The organism is Burkholderia sp. HI2500, assembly GCF_002223055.1.
Lineage (GTDB): Bacteria > Pseudomonadota > Gammaproteobacteria > Burkholderiales > Burkholderiaceae > Burkholderia.
In genome coordinates this window covers 201,349-218,614 of the sequence record NZ_NKFL01000003.1, presented here as the reverse complement: position 1 = coordinate 218,614, position 17,266 = coordinate 201,349, and the positions used below count along the sequence as shown (strand labels likewise).

The 17,266-nt window shown below is 65.8% G+C and carries 18 protein-coding genes; 14 read left to right on the top strand and 4 right to left on the bottom strand.

Annotated features, from left to right (window positions below):
- Positions 1-485: 485 nt before the first annotated feature.
- Positions 486-1,262, bottom strand: a complete 777-nt coding sequence (locus tag CFB45_RS02510; RefSeq protein ID WP_089424403.1) for an enoyl-CoA hydratase — start codon at positions 1,260-1,262, stop codon at positions 486-488.
- A gap of 129 nt (positions 1,263-1,391) precedes the next feature.
- Here CFB45_RS02510 and paaN point away from each other — a divergent pair, with 129 nt between their 5' ends.
- The 5 genes from paaN to paaK all read left to right on the top strand — a co-directional run bounded on the left by paaN (position 1,392) and on the right by paaK (position 7,016).
- The gene (gene paaN / locus CFB45_RS02505; RefSeq protein ID WP_089424402.1) at positions 1,392-3,098 is read left to right on the top strand and encodes a phenylacetic acid degradation protein PaaN; all 1,707 of its coding nucleotides are present in this window, start codon (positions 1,392-1,394) and stop codon (positions 3,096-3,098) included.
- Between the two features lie 87 nt (positions 3,099-3,185).
- Positions 3,186-4,388: a 3-oxoadipyl-CoA thiolase gene (pcaF, locus tag CFB45_RS02500; protein WP_089424401.1), complete on the top strand. Its 1,203-nt coding sequence runs from the start codon at positions 3,186-3,188 to the stop codon at positions 4,386-4,388.
- Between the two features lie 45 nt (positions 4,389-4,433).
- A complete protein-coding gene (paaG, locus tag CFB45_RS02495; protein WP_089424400.1) occupies positions 4,434-5,225 on the top strand; it encodes a 2-(1,2-epoxy-1,2-dihydrophenyl)acetyl-CoA isomerase PaaG in 792 nt (263 codons plus the stop codon).
- A 1-nt stretch (position 5,226) separates the two neighbouring features.
- Positions 5,227-5,679, top strand: a complete 453-nt coding sequence (gene paaI, locus CFB45_RS02490) for a hydroxyphenylacetyl-CoA thioesterase PaaI (protein WP_071335534.1) — start codon at positions 5,227-5,229, stop codon at positions 5,677-5,679.
- A 38-nt stretch (positions 5,680-5,717) separates the two neighbouring features.
- Positions 5,718-7,016, top strand: a complete 1,299-nt coding sequence (gene paaK, locus CFB45_RS02485; protein ID WP_089424399.1) for a phenylacetate--CoA ligase PaaK — start codon at positions 5,718-5,720, stop codon at positions 7,014-7,016.
- Positions 7,017-7,276: 260 nt separating this feature from the next.
- Here the strand turns inward: paaK and mltA are convergent, their stop codons facing one another.
- Positions 7,277-8,401: a murein transglycosylase A gene (mltA, locus tag CFB45_RS02480; protein WP_226275398.1), complete on the bottom strand. Its 1,125-nt coding sequence runs from the start codon at positions 8,399-8,401 to the stop codon at positions 7,277-7,279.
- 28 nt (positions 8,402-8,429) lie between these two features.
- On the opposite strand from mltA, the gene CFB45_RS39330 reads away from it, so the two are divergent.
- Entirely contained in the window at positions 8,430-8,561 is a 132-nt protein-coding gene (locus tag CFB45_RS39330) for a hypothetical protein (RefSeq protein WP_256940834.1), read from the top strand.
- Positions 8,562-8,583: 22 nt separating this feature from the next.
- Here the strand turns inward: CFB45_RS39330 and apaG are convergent, their stop codons facing one another.
- Entirely contained in the window at positions 8,584-8,958 is a 375-nt protein-coding gene (gene apaG, locus CFB45_RS02475; protein ID WP_034183732.1) for a Co2+/Mg2+ efflux protein ApaG, read from the bottom strand.
- 178 nt (positions 8,959-9,136) lie between these two features.
- On the opposite strand from apaG, the gene rpe reads away from it, so the two are divergent.
- From rpe to CFB45_RS02435, 8 genes are all read left to right on the top strand, one after another.
- Positions 9,137-9,823: a ribulose-phosphate 3-epimerase gene (gene rpe, locus CFB45_RS02470; RefSeq protein WP_011883156.1), complete on the top strand. Its 687-nt coding sequence runs from the start codon at positions 9,137-9,139 to the stop codon at positions 9,821-9,823.
- A 4-nt stretch (positions 9,824-9,827) separates the two neighbouring features.
- A complete protein-coding gene (locus CFB45_RS02465; protein ID WP_089424398.1) occupies positions 9,828-10,592 on the top strand; it encodes a phosphoglycolate phosphatase in 765 nt (254 codons plus the stop codon).
- 357 nt (positions 10,593-10,949) lie between these two features.
- Complete coding sequence (gene trpE, locus CFB45_RS02460) at positions 10,950-12,443, top strand: anthranilate synthase component I (protein WP_089424397.1); 1,494 nt, start codon at positions 10,950-10,952, stop codon at positions 12,441-12,443.
- A 13-nt stretch (positions 12,444-12,456) separates the two neighbouring features.
- Positions 12,457-13,047, top strand: coding sequence for an aminodeoxychorismate/anthranilate synthase component II (locus CFB45_RS02455; protein WP_089424396.1), 591 nt, complete (start codon positions 12,457-12,459; stop codon positions 13,045-13,047).
- Between the two features lie 13 nt (positions 13,048-13,060).
- Positions 13,061-14,092 carry an anthranilate phosphoribosyltransferase gene (gene trpD, locus CFB45_RS02450; protein ID WP_043191545.1) on the top strand — a complete coding sequence of 344 codons (1,032 nt, stop codon included), beginning with the start codon at positions 13,061-13,063 and terminating at the stop codon, positions 14,090-14,092.
- Positions 14,093-14,121: 29 nt separating this feature from the next.
- Positions 14,122-14,907 carry an indole-3-glycerol phosphate synthase TrpC gene (gene trpC, locus CFB45_RS02445; RefSeq protein WP_089424395.1) on the top strand — a complete coding sequence of 262 codons (786 nt, stop codon included), beginning with the start codon at positions 14,122-14,124 and terminating at the stop codon, positions 14,905-14,907.
- A complete protein-coding gene (locus CFB45_RS02440; RefSeq protein ID WP_089424394.1) occupies positions 14,907-15,533 on the top strand; it encodes a CYTH domain-containing protein in 627 nt (208 codons plus the stop codon). The genes trpC and CFB45_RS02440 overlap by 1 nt, the downstream gene beginning before the upstream one ends.
- Positions 15,534-15,545: 12 nt before the next feature.
- Positions 15,546-16,451 (top strand): uracil-DNA glycosylase, encoded by a 906-nt coding sequence (locus CFB45_RS02435; RefSeq protein ID WP_089424393.1) that lies wholly within the window; start codon positions 15,546-15,548, stop codon positions 16,449-16,451.
- Positions 16,452-16,568: 117 nt separating this feature from the next.
- Here the strand turns inward: CFB45_RS02435 and CFB45_RS02430 are convergent, their stop codons facing one another.
- Positions 16,569-17,165: an FMN-dependent NADH-azoreductase gene (locus CFB45_RS02430; RefSeq protein ID WP_039362334.1), complete on the bottom strand. Its 597-nt coding sequence runs from the start codon at positions 17,163-17,165 to the stop codon at positions 16,569-16,571.
- Between the last annotated feature and the right edge of the window lie 101 nt (positions 17,166-17,266).

Genomic DNA, 17,266 nt, shown 5'->3' with positions numbered 1-17,266 from the left:
ACTTACTTTAGTGTGAGACTCTTGATACTTTCGCTATCTGATCCGAGGATCAGCTCGCTTTCATCAAGCGCCCACACTTATCGGCTGTTAATTTTTAAAGAGCATTCTGCGAGGAACTTCGTGTTTCTCAGCAGCGCTGCGTTTTCAGCAGCAGAGAAGCGAGATTATGAACCGTGTTTCGCAGTTCGTCAACAACTTTTTACACTACATCGTTGCGACTGCGGGGCTCAACTTCCAGGCCAGCTGCGCGCTCCAGACTCCAGCACACCACCCGCCTTGCTTCCCTCTCCCGCGCTGCGTTTCCGTTAGCGCGAAAGAGGCGTGATTCTAAGCACCCGCCCCCGTCTACGCAAGCCCCTTTATGAAAATATTTTGAAAAGGCCCCCGTGCGCTGGCGCGCACGGGGGCTTCGGGCTCGACGGGCCGGGCAAACATGTCGACGACCGATACCGCCCCGTCGCCGGCCAACTACCCCACCAACCCGATCAGCGGTGCTTGAACACTGGCTTCCGTTTTTCGACGAATGCCGCCATCCCTTCCTTCTGGTCTTCGGTCGCGAACAGCGAATGGAACAGCCGACGCTCGAAGTGGACGCCTTCGGCCAGCGTCGTCTCGTACGCGCGGTTCACCGACTCCTTGACCATCATGACCGCCGGCAGCGAAAACTCGGCGATCGTCGCCGCGGCGGCAAGCGCCTCGTCGAGCAGCGTGTCGGCCGGCAGCACGCGAGACACGAGCCCCGCGCGCTCCGCTTCGGCAGCATCCATGAAACGTGCAGTCAGGCACATATCCATCGCCTTCGCCTTCGACACCGCGCGCGGCAGACGCTGCGTGCCGCCCGCACCCGGCATGACACCCAGCTTGATTTCCGGCTGGCCGAACTTGGCCGTGTCCGCCGCAAAAATGATGTCGCACATCATGGCCAGCTCACAACCACCGCCCAGTGCAAAGCCCGAAACCGCCGCAATGATCGGCTTGCGGATCTCACGGACCGTCTCCCAGTTACGCGTGATGTAGTCGCCCCGGTAGACATCCATATAGGAGTAGGTCGCCATCATGCCGATGTCCGCGCCAGCCGCGAACGCCTTCTCGCTCCCGGTCACCACGATCGCGCCGATGCCATCGTCCGCATCGAACGCCTTCAGCGCGTCGCCCAGCTCATCCATCAGTGCATCGTTCAGCGCATTCAGCGCCTTCGGACGGTTCAGCGTAACCAGCCCGACACGCCCCCGGGTCTCCACCAGGATGTTCTCGTAAGCCATCTATTTCTCCTCGATCAATGAAATGAGAAACGCCTCGCACATGCGAATAGTTTGATGCTACCATTCTCCGACCAACCGGTCGGTTAATTAATCGATCCAACCCCTCTCAACGTCCATCAGGCTGCCGCCATGACCCATGCACTGTTCACGAAGCACGAAGACACGCTGAAACACGCACTCGCCGCAATCGAGAGCCGCGGGTACTGGAGCCCGTTCACCGAAATGCCGAGCCCCAAAGTGTACGGGGAAAGCGCGAACGCAGATGGTGAGGCCGCATTCAAATCGCACCTCGACAAGACGTTCGCGCTCGACCAGCCGGCGTCCGGAGAAACGGTCGGCGCAGAGCGGTCGCCGTACGGCATTGCACTGGGCATCCGGTATCCGAAGTCGACGCCCGACGAATTGATCGCCGCCGCTGCCGCAGCACAACGCTCGTGGCGCGAAGCCGGCCCGAGCGCCTGGATCGGCGTCAGTCTCGAAATCCTCGCGCGCCTGAATCGCGCCAGCTTCGAAATCGCCTACAGCGTGATGCACACCACGGGGCAGGCATTCATGATGGCGTTCCAGGCCGGCGGCCCGCACGCGCAAGATCGTGCGCTCGAAGCAGTCGCCTATGCATGGGACGAACTGCGCCGCATCCCGGCCGACGCGCACTGGGAAAAACCGCAAGGCAAGAACCCGCCGCTCGCGATGCACAAGCGCTACACGATCGTCTCGCGCGGCACCGGGCTCGTGCTCGGCTGCTGCACCTTCCCGACCTGGAACGGCTATCCCGGCCTGTTCGCCGATCTCGCAACCGGCAACACCGTGATCGTCAAGCCGCATCCGGGTGCGATCCTGCCGCTCGCCATCACCGTCCGGATCGCTCGCGACGTGCTGCGCGAAGCCGGTTTCGATCCGAACGTCGTCACGCTCCTCGCGACCGAACCCAACGACGGCGCACTCGTCCAGGATCTCGCGCTGCGCCCCGAGATCAAGCTGATCGACTTCACCGGCAGCACGCAAAACGGCACGTGGCTCGAACGCCATGCCCACCAGGCACAGGTCTATACAGAGAAGGCCGGCGTCAACCAGATCGTGATCGACTCGACCGACGACCTGAAGGCCGTCGCCAGGAACATCGCGTTCTCGCTGGCGCTGTACTCCGGCCAGATGTGCACGGCACCGCAGAACATCTACGTGCCGCGCGACGGCATCCGGACGGCGGACGGCCATGCGAGCTTCGACGAGGTCGCACAAGCCATCGCCGTTGCCGTGCAAAAACTCACCGGCGACCCGGCACGCTCGGTCGAACTGATCGGCGCAATCCAGAACGAAAGCGTGACCGCACGCATCGACAACGCCCGCGAGCTCGGCCGCGTGCTCGCCGACAGCCTGACCCTCCAGCACCCTGCGTTCCCCGATGCCCGCGTGCGCACGCCGCTCGTGCTGCAACTCGACGTGGCCGATCGCGAGAAATTCACGCAGGAATGGTTCGGCCCGATCTCGTTCGTGATCGCGACCGACTCGACCGCGCAGTCGCTCGACCTCGCCGGGGAAATCGCGGCCGAACATGGCGCGCTGACCCTCTCCGTCTACAGCACCGACGACGCGATCGTCGACGCCGCCCACGACGCGGCGGTACGCGGTGGCGTCGCACTGTCGATCAACCTGACGGGCGGCGTGTTCGTGAACCAGTCTGCCGCGTTCTCGGATTTCCACGGCACGGGCGCGAATCCGGCAGCCAACGCGGCGTTGGCCGACCCGGCGTTCGTCGCCAACCGGTTCCGCGTAGTGCAAAGCCGTGTCCATGTTGCGCCGAAAGCAGCACCCGTGGAAGCCGGCCAACCGGCATAACCCGAATGGCCGACGTGCAAACGCCGCCACGTTCTCTACCATGAACGAATCCGCCACCCGGCGGGTTCGTTGCTCATCGATACGCCCATGACAGACGCCTATATCTGCGACGCGATTCGCACTCCCATCGGCCGCTACGGCGGCGCCCTGAAAGATCTCCGCGCCGACGACCTCGGTGCGGTGCCGCTCAAGGCGCTCATCGAGCGCAACCGTGATGTCGACTGGGCGGCGATCGACGACGTGATCTACGGCTGCGCGAACCAGGCCGGCGAGGACAACCGCAACGTCGCGCGCATGTCGTCGCTGCTCGCTGGCCTGCCGACCGACGTGCCCGGCACGACGCTGAACCGGCTGTGCGGCTCCGGGATGGACGCGATCGGCACGGCCGCGCGCGCGATCAAGGCGGGCGAGGCGCGCCTGATGATCGCAGGCGGCGTCGAGAGCATGACGCGTGCGCCGTTCGTGATGGGCAAGGCCACGAGCGCGTTCGCACGCCAGGCCGACGTTTTCGACACGACGATCGGCTGGCGCTTCATCAATCCGCTGATGAAACAGCTGTATGGCGTCGATTCGATGCCCGAGACGGCCGAAAACGTTGCGGTCGACTACAACATCAGCCGAGCCGACCAGGATCTGTTCGCGCTGCGCAGCCAGCAGAAGGCTGCACGTGCGCAGCAGGACGGCACGCTTGCCGACGAAATCGTTGCCGTCACGATTCCGCAGAAGAAAGGCGATCCGGTGGTCGTCGCGCGCGACGAGCATCCGCGCGAGACATCGCTCGAAGCGCTCGCGAAGCTGAAGGGCGTCGTGGGCCCGGACGGCTCGGTGACGGCCGGCAACGCATCGGGCGTCAACGACGGTGCGTGCGCGCTGCTGCTCGCCAATGCGCAAGCAGCCGACCAGTACGGCCTGCGCCGCCGCGCACGCGTCATCGGCATGGCGACAGCCGGCGTCGCACCGCGCGTGATGGGCATCGGGCCCGCGCCGGCCACGCAAAAACTGCTGCACCAGCTCGGCATGACCATCGACCAGTTCGATGTGATCGAGCTGAACGAGGCGTTCGCGTCCCAAGGTCTCGCGGTGCTGCGCATGCTCGGCGTCGCCGACGATGATCCGCGTGTGAACCCGAACGGCGGTGCGATCGCACTGGGACACCCGCTCGGCGCATCAGGCGCCCGGCTCGTGACCACGGCGCTCCACCAACTCGAGCGTACGGGCGGCCGCTTTGCGCTCTGTACGATGTGCATCGGCGTCGGCCAGGGCATCGCGCTCGCGATCGAACGCGTGTAACCGACGCACCGCGCGCCTATAACGAAGTCATGAAGGAGACACTGCATGTCCTATCAGGCGATTCAGTTGGAAATCGATCAGACCTCGAACGTAGCCACGATTACCCTCAACCGCCCCGACAAGCTGAACAGCTTTACGCGGGCGATGCATCGCGAGTTGCAGTCGGCACTCGATGATGTCGAGGCAGCCGGCGCGCGTGCACTGATCCTGACGGGTGCGGGGCGCGGCTTCTGCGCGGGCCAGGACCTGGCCGATCTCGACTTCACGCCGGGCGCGTCCACCGATCTCGGCACGCTGATCGACGAGCACTTCAATCCGCTGATCCGCCGCCTGCAGCGTCTGCCGATTCCGGTGATCGCCGCCGTCAACGGCACGGCGGCCGGCGCCGGCGCGAATCTCGCGCTCGCCTGCGATCTCGTGTTCGCCGCCCGCTCGAGCAGCTTCATCCAGGCCTTCGTCAAGATCGGTCTCGTGCCGGATTCGGGCGGTACGTGGTTCCTGCCGCAACGCGTCGGCATGGCACGCGCGCTGGGGCTCGCGCTGACCGGCGACAAGCTCGGCGCCGAACAGGCCGAGCAATGGGGCTTGATCTGGCGCGCTGTCGACGACGACGCGCTCGCTGCGTCAGCCCGCCAGCTTGCCACCCAGCTCGCGCAGCAGCCGACGCTCGCGATCGCATCGATCAAGCAATCGATGCGTGCCGGCGTCACGAACACGCTCGACCAGCAACTCGACATGGAACGCGACCTGCAGCGCATGCTCGGCCAGTCGCACGACTATGCGGAAGGCGTGAAGGCATTCATCGAGAAGCGCGCGCCGCGCTTCGAGGGGCGTTGACATGACAAACGCCACTGCCACGCTCGACCCCGATGCACTCGCTCGCGCCACCGCGCGGGCCATGTACGACGCCGACGCATGCAGCCGTGCGTTCGGGATGGAAATCGCCGAAGTACGCGCCGGCTACGCGCGCCTGCAGATGCGCGTGCGGCCCGAATTCCTGAACGGGCATCAGACCTGCCATGGCGGGATCATCTTCACGCTGGCCGATTCGACGTTCGCGTTCGCGTGCAACTCGTACAACGTGAATACCGTCGCGGCCGGCTGCTCGATCGAATTCCTGCGCCCCGTGCACGGCGATGACGTGCTGACGGCCGAGGCGATCGAGCAGGCGCGTGCTGGCCGCCAAGGCATCTACGACATCCGCGTCACGAACCAGACCGGTGAAACCGTCGCGATGTTTCGCGGCAAATCCGCCCAGATCAAGGGCACGGTCATCCCGGAAGACCGCTGACGTCGACGGCTCGCACATAACAAACACTGGAGACATGCATGACTACCCCGCTACCGCTCGAGCCGATCGAGACCGCCTCACGCGACGAGCTGACCGCGCTGCAGCTCGAGCGCCTCAAGTGGTCGCTCCGGCATGCGTATGACCACTCCCCCGTCTATCGTCGCAAGTTCGACGACGCGGGTGTCCACCCGGACGACCTGAAGACGCTCGCCGACCTGTCGCGCTTCCCGTTCACGACGAAGAGCGACCTGCGCGACAGTTACCCGTTCGGGATGTTCGCGGTGCCGCAGGACCAGATCTCGCGCATTCATGCGTCGTCGGGCACGACCGGCAAGCCGACGGTCGTCGGCTATACGGCCCGCGACATCGACACTTGGGCGAATCTCGTCGCGCGCTCGATCCGCGCCGCCGGGGCGCGCCGCGGCGACAAGGTGCACGTCAGCTACGGCTATGGCTTGTTCACGGGCGGGCTTGGCGCACACTACGGTGCCGAACGCGCAGGGCTGACCGTGATCCCGTTCGGTGGCGGCCAGACCGAGAAGCAGGTGCAGTTGATCCAGGATTTCCGGCCCGACATCATCATGGTGACGCCGAGCTACATGCTGTCGATCGCCGACGAAATCGAGCGCCAGGGCCTCGATCCCGTGCAGAGTTCGCTGCGCATCGGCATCTTCGGCGCGGAACCCTGGACCAACGACATGCGCGTCGCGATCGAGCAGCGGATGGGCATCGATGCGGTCGACATTTACGGGCTGTCCGAAGTGATGGGCCCCGGCGTCGCGTCCGAATGCGTCGAGACCAAGGACGGCCCGACCATCTGGGAAGACCACTTCTATCCGGAAATCATCGATCCCGAAACCGGCGAGGTGCTTCCGGACGGCGAACTCGGCGAGCTCGTGTTCACGTCGCTGACAAAGGAGGCGCTGCCGATCGTCCGCTACCGGACCCGCGACCTCACGCGGCTGTTGCCCGGCACTGCCCGCACGATGCGCCGGATGGAGAAGATCACCGGGCGCTCGGACGACATGATGATCGTGCGCGGCGTCAACGTGTTCCCGACGCAAATCGAGGAGCAGTTGCTCAAGCAGCACGCGCTCGCCCCGCACTATCAGATCGTGCTGACGAAGGAAGGCCCGCTCGACGTGATGACGCTCAATGTCGAGCCTTGCCCCGAGACAGCACCCGATACGGCGGCGATCCATGCGGCAAAACAGGCGCTCGCCTACGACATCAAGTCGCTGATCGGCGTAACGGCCGTGATCAACGTGCTTCCCGTGAACGGGATCGAGCGGTCGGTCGGCAAGGCGCGACGCGTCGTCGACAAGCGCAGGGGCTGACGAAAATCGCTACGCGTGCATGACGCGCGGTGAATCCAAAGTGGCAAATGAAACAGCCCGATCGGCCAACACCGATCGGGCTGTTTCATTCCAGGACGCCTTTGGGCATCCGCCGACGCAACAAGCGCATCACGAAATCTGGCACCGCAGGTACGCCCTCAAGATCAGAGCGACGTGCCCCACGCACACCGCCGCTTCCACGCCGCATCTATCGCATCGGCAGCGCCCCGAGAAACCACGAGCACCCGCGCCGCGTCACATCACGAATTCGGGAACAGCAGCCACATCCGGCCGACCTGCTTCATCCGCCCGGCCTGATCGCCTGCATCGTCGCCGAGCCCCCAGAAATAGTCGGCCCGCACGCCGCCCTTGATCGCGGAGCCCGTATCTTGCGCGAACACGAGCCGGTTCATCGGCGTATTCGTCAGCGGGCGCGTCGTCTGCAGGAACACGGGCGTGCCGAGCGGGATCGACGACGGGTCGACGGCGATCGAACGCTCTGGCGTCAGCGGTACGCCCAGTGCACCGATCGGGCCGTCCGCGCCGCCGTGCGGTGCATCTTCCTTGGTCGGCATGTCGCGGAAGAACACGAACCGCGGGTTCGTATCGAGCAACGCGTCGACCCGGGTCGGGTTCGCCTTCGCCCACGCCTTGATGCCCTGCATCGTCGCCTGAGCGGGCGTCAGCTCGCCGCGATCGAGCAGCCACTTGCCGATCGAGCGGTACGGCTGGTTGTTGGTGCCGCCGAAGCCGACCCGCATCACCGAACCGTCGTCGAGCAGCACGCGCCCCGAGCCCTGCACCTGCAGGAAGAACGCTTCGATCGGGTCGTCGACCCACACGAGTTCGTTGCCGTTCAGGATGCCGGCGCGTTCGAGCTGCGCGCGTGCCGGCAGCGCGGCGCCCGCGCGATAACCGGCCGGCCAGCGGTAGAGCGCGTACTGATACGGACCGCGACGCACGCGCGAACCGTGCAGCAGCGGCTCGTAATAGCCGGTCACGAGCCCGTCGAGCGTACCGTCGGTGTTCGCAAGCTGGAACGGCGTGAAATACGTTTCGAAGAACGTGCGTGCACTGCTGACGTCAAGCTCGTCGAGCCGGTCGGCGGCCGCGCAAGCGCGTGCCCAGGCCGGCTGGCGCGCGAGCCGCACGCAGTTCTGTCGCAGCGCGGCGGTTGCGCCGAGCAGCGAATCGTCCTGCCAGCCCGGCACCTGTTGCCACGCGACCGGCGTGAGCCGCTTCGCGGCAACCTGACCCGGCACGATCGCCGCGCCGGTCGGCGGCTTCAGCGACGACGTCCGCGTCGGCGCGCCACCGCACGCTGCCAGCAGCGCCGCTGCCGCGGCAGCCGCAACCCACCCGGCCACCCGGGGCCCAAACCACATACAATGTCCGTTCTTGATGGAAACCGCCATGTCAGATTTTCTCGACCAATATCCGATGCTCATCTTCGCGCTCGAAGCCTTCGTCGCGCTCGCCCTGCTGATCTTCATCGTCGTGTGGACGTCGTCGGGCAGAAAGAAGCACACCCGCAAGCCGCGCTAACACCCTGACGCACTCCGCCCGCTCAATGCAGCGTGCGCGGCATGTGCAGTGCGAACTCGTCGACCGGCGCCTCGAAACGCTCGCCGTCCTCCGCCACGCAGAAGTACGCGCCACGCATCGTGCCGACCGGTGTCGCGATCACGGCCCAGCTCGTGTACTCGAAGTGCTCGCCCGGCTGGAGCAGCGGCTGGTGCCCGACGACGCCGAGCCCCTTCACTTCCTGCACGTGGCTCTCGCTGTCCGTGATGATCCAGTGACGCGCGATCAGTTGCGCCGCGACCTGTCCCGTGTTGCGGATCGTCAGCGTGTACGCGAATGCGTATTGACGGCGATCGGGGTCGGATTGTTCCGGCAAGTAGCTGGTTTTCACCGAAACGGTGAATTGATACTGACTCATGGTGTTTCCGCTGGAAGATGACTGCCCGCGCCGGCATGGGCAACGGGGCCGCGGGCGCGCCGCATTGGTTCGGCATTCTATGCGCAATCCGGCCTCGACCGCACGGCCTGCCGCCGCGCACCGGGTCGCCGGACGGTAGAATGGCGGTTTTGCGCCGCAACGTCCCCGCTCCCCTGCCATGACCCAATTCCGCATCGCTCCCAGCATCCTGTCGGCCGATTTCGCACGGCTCGGCGAAGAAGTCCGCAACGTGGTCGCCGCCGGCGCCGACTGGATCCACTTCGACGTGATGGACAACCATTACGTGCCGAACCTGACCATCGGCCCGCTCGTGTGCGAAGCGATCCGCCCGCACGTGCAGGTGCCGATCGACGTGCACCTGATGGTGCGCCCGGTCGACCGGATCGTGCCCGATTTTGCGAAGGCCGGTGCCAACCTGATCAGCTTCCACCCGGAAGGCTCCGATCACATCGACCGCACGCTGTCGCTGATCCGCGACCACGGCTGCAAGGCCGGCCTCGTGTTCAACCCGGCCACGCCGCTGAACTACCTCGACCACGTGATGGACCGCCTCGACTTCGTGCTGCTGATGTCGGTCAACCCGGGCTTCGGCGGCCAGTCGTTCATTCCGGAAACGCTGAACAAGCTGCGCGAAGCACGCGCACGCATCGACGCGTACACCGAGCGCACCGGCCGAGAGATCCTGCTTGAAGTCGACGGCGGCGTGAAGACCGACAACATCGCGGAAATCGCGGCGGCCGGCGCCGACACCTTCGTCGCGGGTTCGGCGATTTTCGGCAAGCCGGACTACCGCAAGGTGATCGACGAGATGCGCGCCGCGCTCGCTACCGTCGAGCGGAGCTGACGCCGTGGCCGACTCGTCGCTCGCCGGCCATGCATCGGCCGGGGCCGCACCGGAAGCCGCTCCGATCCGCTTCGCCACGCCGCGCATCGACGCAGCGCTGATCGATCTCGACGGCACCATGGTCGATACGGCCGACGATTTCACGGCCGGCCTGAACGGGATGCTCGCGCAGCTCGGCGCGCCGGCCACGTCGCGCGACGAGGTGATCGGCTACGTCGGCAAGGGCTCCGAACACCTGATCCAGAGCGTGCTGAAACCGCGCTTCGCAGCCGACGAGGCGCACGCCCGCTTCGACGACGCACTCGCGATCTACCAGACCGAGTACGCGAAGATCAACGGCCGCCACACACGCCTCTACCCGGACGTGGCCGCCGGTCTCGACGCGCTGCGCGCAGCCGGCATCCGGCTCGCGTGCGTGACGAACAAGCCGCATCGCTTCGCGGTCGAGCTGCTCGAGCAATACGGGCTGGCCGATTGCTTCGGCATCGTGCTCGGCGGCGACAGCGTCGCGCGCAAGAAGCCCGATCCGCTGCCGATGCTGACGGCCTGCAACGCGCTCGGCGTCGCACCGGATGCGGCAGTCGCGATCGGCGACTCGGAAAACGATGCGCTGGCAGGCCGCGCGGCCGGGATGGCGACGCTGACGGTGCCGTACGGCTACAACCATGGCAAAGCTATACAAACGATAAATTCGGATGGTATAGTCGATTCGTTGCTGGTCGCAGCTCGCGCGATCTCCGCGCACAACGCCGGCCGGCCAACCCTCTGATTATTTCTTCCATCTGCATGTTTCTGAATAAAAAACGGAGTCTGAGCAGCATCGACCGGGGAGCCTGGCCCTGGCGTCGCTGGTCGCGCTAACCTCTTCGATGAGGTACGCTGAAGCACGTCTTCAGCGCCGTTTTTTATCTCGCTGCGCATCCGCGCGCCGATCGTCGCACCACCTCGAGTTCTACCGCGTCCGAACGCTTGCGTTCAGGTGCGGCCGCTGGCTCGCGACGTTCACGCACGGAGTGCCGGCCGGCAACAGGCACTTCTCGATCGACCGCCCTTTCGCCGACGGCAACCCGCGCAGCGTCAAGTGATCCCTGGCGCACGCGCCGCTCGTCCCGAACAGGACCGGAACATGACCGAACTCGAATTTCAATCGCTCGCGAACGAAGGCTACAACCGCATCCCGCTGATCGCGGAGGCCCTCGCCGATCTCGAAACGCCGCTGTCCCTCTACCTGAAGCTGGCCCAGCCCGAACGCTCGGGCGCCAACTCGTTCCTGCTCGAATCGGTGGTCGGCGGCGAACGCTTCGGCCGCTATTCGTTCATCGGCCTGCCCGCCCGTACGCTCGTGCGGACCCGCAACGGCGTGTCGGAAGTCGTACGCGACGGCGAGGTCGTCGAGACGCACGACGGCGACCCGTTCCAGTTCATCGAATCGTTCCAGGCGCGCTTCAAGGTGGCGCAGCGCCCGGGCCTGCCACGCTTCTGCGGCGGTCTCGCCGGCTATTTCGGCTACGACGCGGTGCGCTACATCGAGAAGAAGCTCGCGAACACCGCACCGCGCGACGATCTCGGCCTGCCCGACATCCAGTTGCTGCTGACCGAGGAAGTCGCGGTCATCGACAACCTCGCCGGCAAGCTGTACCTGATCATCTACGCGGATCCGAGCCAGGCCGAAGCCTATACGAAGGCGAAACAACGCCTGCGCGAACTGAAGCAGCGCCTGCGCACGACCGTGCAGCCGCCGGTCACGTCGGCGAGCGTGCGCACCGAGACGTTCCGCGAGTTCAAGAAGGATGATTATCTGGCCGCCGTGCGCCAGGCGAAGGAATACATCGCGGCCGGCGAGCTGATGCAGATCCAGGTCGGCCAGCGTCTGACGAAGCCGTACCGCGACAATCCGCTGTCGCTGTATCGCGCGCTGCGTTCGCTGAACCCGTCGCCGTACATGTACTACTACAACTTCGGCGATTTCCACGTGGTCGGCGCATCGCCGGAAATCCTCGTGCGCCAGGAAAAGCGCGGCGAAGACCAGATCGTCACGATCCGCCCGCTTGCCGGCACGCGACCGCGCGGCAACACGCCCGAGCGCGACGCGGAACTCGCGACCGAGCTGCTCAACGATCCGAAGGAGATCGCCGAGCACGTGATGCTGATCGACCTCGCGCGCAACGACGTCGGCCGCATCGCGGAAATCGGCTCGGTGCACGTGACCGACCAGATGGTCATCGAGAAATACTCGCACGTGCAGCACATCGTCAGCTCGGTCGAAGGCAAGCTGAAGCCCGGCATGACGAACTACGACGTGCTGCGCGCGACGTTCCCGGCCGGCACGCTGTCCGGCGCGCCGAAGGTCCGTGCGATGGAACTGATCGACGAACTCGAGCCGGTCAAGCGCGGGCTGTACGGCGGCGCCGTCGGCTACCTGTCGTTCTCGGGCGAGATGGATCTCGCGATCGCGATCCGCACGGGCCTGATCCACAACGGCAACCTTTACGTGCAAGCGGCGGCCGGCGTCGTCGCGGATTCGGTGCCCGAATCCGAATGGCAAGAGACCGAAAACAAGGCGCGCGCGGTGCTGCGTGCGGCCGAACAGGTCCAGGACGGCCTCGATAGCGACTTCTGACCGGAGACTGACCATGCTGCTCATGATCGACAACTACGACTCGTTTACCTACAACCTGGTCCAGTACTTCGGCGAACTCGGCGAGGACGTGCGCACCTACCGCAACGACGAAATCACGCTCGACGAAATCGCGCGCCTGAATCCCGATGCGATCTGCCTGTCGCCCGGCCCGAGCAACCCGCAGCACGCGGGCATCACGCTCGACGTGCTGAAAGCATTCGCGGGCAAGAAGCCGATCCTCGGCGTGTGCCTCGGCCATCAGGCGATCGGCGAGGCCTTCGGCGGCCGCGTCGTGCGCGCGAAGACCATCATGCACGGCAAGGTGAGCAAGATCGAAACCGACTGCCGCGGTGTATTCGCCGACCTGCCGAAGCACTTCGACGTCACGCGCTATCACTCGCTCGCGATCGAGCGCGAATCGCTGCCCGACTGCCTCGAGGTGTCCGCCTGGACCGACGACGGCGAAATCATGGGCGTGCGCCACAAGACGCTGCCGATCGAAGGCGTGCAGTTCCACCCGGAATCGATCCTGTCCGAGCATGGCCACGCGCTGCTCGAGAATTTTCTGAAACAGGCCCGCGCCGCGGCCGCGCAAGCCGCCTGACGGGAGCCTCACGATGACGATTACCCCGCAGGAAGCGCTGCAGCGCACGATCGAACACCGCGAAATCTTCCACGACGAGATGCTGCATCTGATGCGGCTCATCATGCGCGGCGACATGTCGCCCGTGATGGCGGCCGCGATCATCACCGGGCTGCGCGTGAAGAAGGAGACGATCGGCGAGATCGCCGCCGCCGCGACCGTGATGCGCGAATTCGCGAACCACGTCGAGGTGCAGGACAACTCGAACTTCGTCGACATCGTCGGCACCGGCGGCGACGGCTCGCACACGTTCAACATCTCGACCGCGTCGATGTTCGTCACGGCCGCGGCCGGCGCGAAAGTCGCGAAGCACGGCAACCGCGGCGTATCGAGCAAGTCCGGCAGCGCCGACGTGCTCGAGGCGCTCGGCGTGAACATCGACCTGCAGTCCGACCAGGTTGCCGCGTCGATCGCCGAAACGGGCATGGGCTTCATGTTCGCGCCGAACCATCACCCGGCGATGAAGAACATCGCAGCCGTGCGCCGCGAGCTCGGCGTGCGCACGATCTTCAACATCCTCGGCCCGCTGACCAACCCGGCCGGCGCGCCGAACCAGCTGATGGGCGTGTTCCACCCCGACCTCGTCGGCATCCAGGTGCGCGTGATGCAGCGCCTGGGCGCGCAGCACGTGCTGGTCGTGTACGGCAAGGACGGGATGGACGAGGTATCGCTCGGCGCGGCAACGCTCGTCGGCGAGCTGCGCGACGGCAAGGTGCACGAATACGAGATCCATCCGGAAGACTTCGGCCTGCAGATGGTGTCGAACCGCACGCTGAAGGTGGAAAATGCCGACGAATCGCGCACGATGCTGCTCGGTGCGCTGGACAACCAGCCGGGCGTCGCGCGTGAGATCGTCACACTGAACGCCGGCACCGCGCTCTATGCGGCGAACGTCGCCGAGTCGATCGCGGACGGCATCCAGCTCGCCCGCGAAGCGATCGCGAGCGGCAAGGCCCGCGCGAAAGTCGACGAACTCGTGCGCTTCACGCAGCAGTTCAAGCGCTGACTCCCCCTACGAATCAAGCAGGAATCCACATGAGCGACATTCTCGACCGAATCATCGGCGTCAAGCGCGAAGAAGTCGCGGCGGCCATGCGCAGCGCGCCGCTCGAGGCACTGAAACTGGAAGCGTCCGCGCGCGACCTGCGCGACTTCGTCGGCGCATTGCGCGCGAAGCATGCGGCCGGCCACGCGGCCGTGATTTCCGAAATCAAGAAGGCCAGCCCGTCGAAGGGCGTGCTGCGCGAGCATTTCGTGCCTGCCGACATCGCGCGTTCGTATGCAGCGCACGGCGCCGCGTGCCTGTCGGTGCTGACCGACGAGCAGTTCTTCCAGGGTAGCGCCCGCTATCTCGAACAAGCGCGCGCGGCCTGCGAACTGCCGGTGCTGCGCAAGGACTTCATCGTCGACGCGTACCAGATCATCGAAGCGCGCGCGATGGGTGCCGACGCGATCCTGCTGATCGCCGCCGCGCTCGACACCCCGCTGATGCAGGATCTCGAAGCGTATGCGCACTCGCTCGGCCTCGCGGTGCTGGTCGAAGTACACGACCGCAACGAGATGGAACAGGCGCTGACGCTCAAGACGCCGCTGCTCGGCATCAACAACCGCAACCTGCGCACGTTCGAGACGTCGATCCAGACCACGCTCGACATGCTCGACATGATTCCGGCCGACCGGATCGTCGTGACCGAATCGGGCATCCTGTCGCGCACCGACGTCGACACGATGCGCGCGGCGAACGTGAACACGTTCCTCGTCGGCGAAGCGTTCATGCGCGCCGGGCAGCCGGGCGAAGAACTCGCACGGATGTTCTTCTGATGGCGATCGAAAAGGAAATCAAGCTCGCGCTGCCGGCCGGCCAGGCCGACGCCGCGCGACGCTTCTTCGAGACGCTGACCGGCGAACCCGGTCGCGACATCACGCTCGCAAACGTCTATTACGACACGCCCGATCTCGCGCTGGCCCGCTCGAAGAGCGCGGTGCGCGTGCGCCGCACGCCGCAAGGCTGGCTGCAGACGTTCAAGACGGTCGGCAGCGCGGAAGGCGGCCTGCATCGCCGCCACGAGTGGGAGCTGCCGGTCGCCGGCGACGCGCTCGAGATCGACGCGCTCGTCGCAGCCTGCGACGTGCCGGAAGCCGCCGCCGCGCTGAATGACGCGGCCGGTTCGCTGTCGGCGCTGTTCCGCACGGATTTTTCGCGTACGCTGTGGCGCATCGCAATCGGCGGCGCAACCGTCGAAGCCGCGGTGGACCTCGGCGAGATCGTCGTCCAGGCGGAACACGAAACGCGCCGCGAACCGATCAGCGAAATCGAACTCGAACTGATCGACGGCCCGGAGGCGGCGCTTGCAACGCTCGCCGCCGAATTGCAGCAAGCGCTGCCGGGCCTCGTTCCCGAAAACATCAGCAAGGCGCAGCGCGGCTACCGGCTGCGCGCGCAATAACCCGCATCACGCATGGCAACCCGCAAGACTTCCCGCGCGCCGCAACAGGCGTCGCTGTTCGATGATCCCGTGCCGGAAACGGCACCGGCCCATATTCCGCCGCCGGCGCCCGAAGCGCCCGCAGCCGGACGCAAGCCCGGCAAGAAAGCCGCCGCTCCGGCTGCGGCCCCGACGGCACCGCAGCCCGTTGCCGCCGACGTCCCGCACCTCGCCGCGCAATTCGACGCGCTGCCGCCCGTCTGGCGCGACGTGCTGAAACCCTTTACCGACAGCGACGCGTACGCGCCGCTGTGCCGCTTCGTCGATGACGAGCGTGCGGCCGGCAAGACGGTCTACCCGACCGACGTGTTCCGCGCGCTGCGCCTGACGAGCCCTGACGACGTAAAAGTCGTGATCCTCGGCCAGGATCCGTACCACGGCGACGATCGCGGCACGCCGCAGGCGCACGGGCTCGCGTTCTCGGTGCCGCCGGCCGTGCGCACGCCGCCGTCGCTGCGCAACATCTTCAAGGAAATCGCCGCTAACTTCGGCCACGACACACCGCGCCACGGCTGCCTCGACACCTGGGCGCGCCAGGGCGTGCTGCTGCTCAACACGGTGCTGACGGTCGAGCGCGGGGCCGCCGCGAGCCATGCGAAGCGCGGTTGGGAGCAATGCACGGACACGCTGATCCGCGAACTCGCCGGCCGCCATCAGGGGCTCGTCTTCATGCTGTGGGGCGCCCACGCACAGGCGAAGCGCGCGCTGTTCGACGCCAGCGCGCATCGCGTGCTCGAGGCGCCGCATCCGTCGCCGCTGTCCGCGCACCGCGGCTTCCTCGGCTGCCGCCATTTCGCGCTCGCGAACGACTATCTGGTCGACGCAGGGCGCGAACCGATCGACTGGCGCCTGCCTGACGTGGCGGAAACGCTCGCGTAACCGCCGCACCGCCGTTCGTTCGCCACGGCAGCCGGCATGCGAAAACGCCGCGCCCCTTTCGGGACGCGGCGTTTTTTTATCGGGCGATACGGCGGGTGCGGCGCACCCGCATCGACCTTACGCGGCGGCGATCGCTTCGCGTGCGCCAGCCAGCGCTGCGCTTTGCGCATCCGCGCCGAGGTTCAGGCCTTCCGCGAAGATGAAGTTCACGTCGGTCATGCCGACGAAGCCGAGGAACGTGCGCAGGTACGGGGTCTGGCTGTCGTTCGGCGTACCGGCGTACTTGCCGCCACGGGCCGTCACCACGTGAACCTTCTTGCCCTTGATCAGGCCTTCCGGACCGTTCTCGGTGTAGCGGAACGTGACGCCTGCACGTGCGATCCAGTCGAAGTACGTCTTCAGTTGCGACGAGATGCCGAAGTTGTACATCGGTGCGCCGATCACGATGATGTCGGCAGCTTGCAGTTCGGCGATCAGTGCATCGCTCTTCGCGACGATCGCATTCTGTTCCGCGGTGCGCTTGTCGGCCGGCGTGAAGAACGCGCCGAGCACCGATTCGTCGAGGTGCGGCAGCGCATCGGCCAGCAGGTCGCGAACCACGACGTTCGCGCCGGGGTTCGATTGTTGCAGCTTTGCCGTCAGTTCGTTGGCCAGCAGCGTGGATTGCGCACCTTGCGAACGCGCGGCGGAATTGATTTGCAGAATGGTCGTCATGTCAGGCTCCAGTAGGGTTGCGCTTTGGTAGCGCGAGTGACGCCATTGTGCGTGGCCGCATGATCGCGAAAAAGCGGGTTCAGGGCGACGGATTGTTGCAA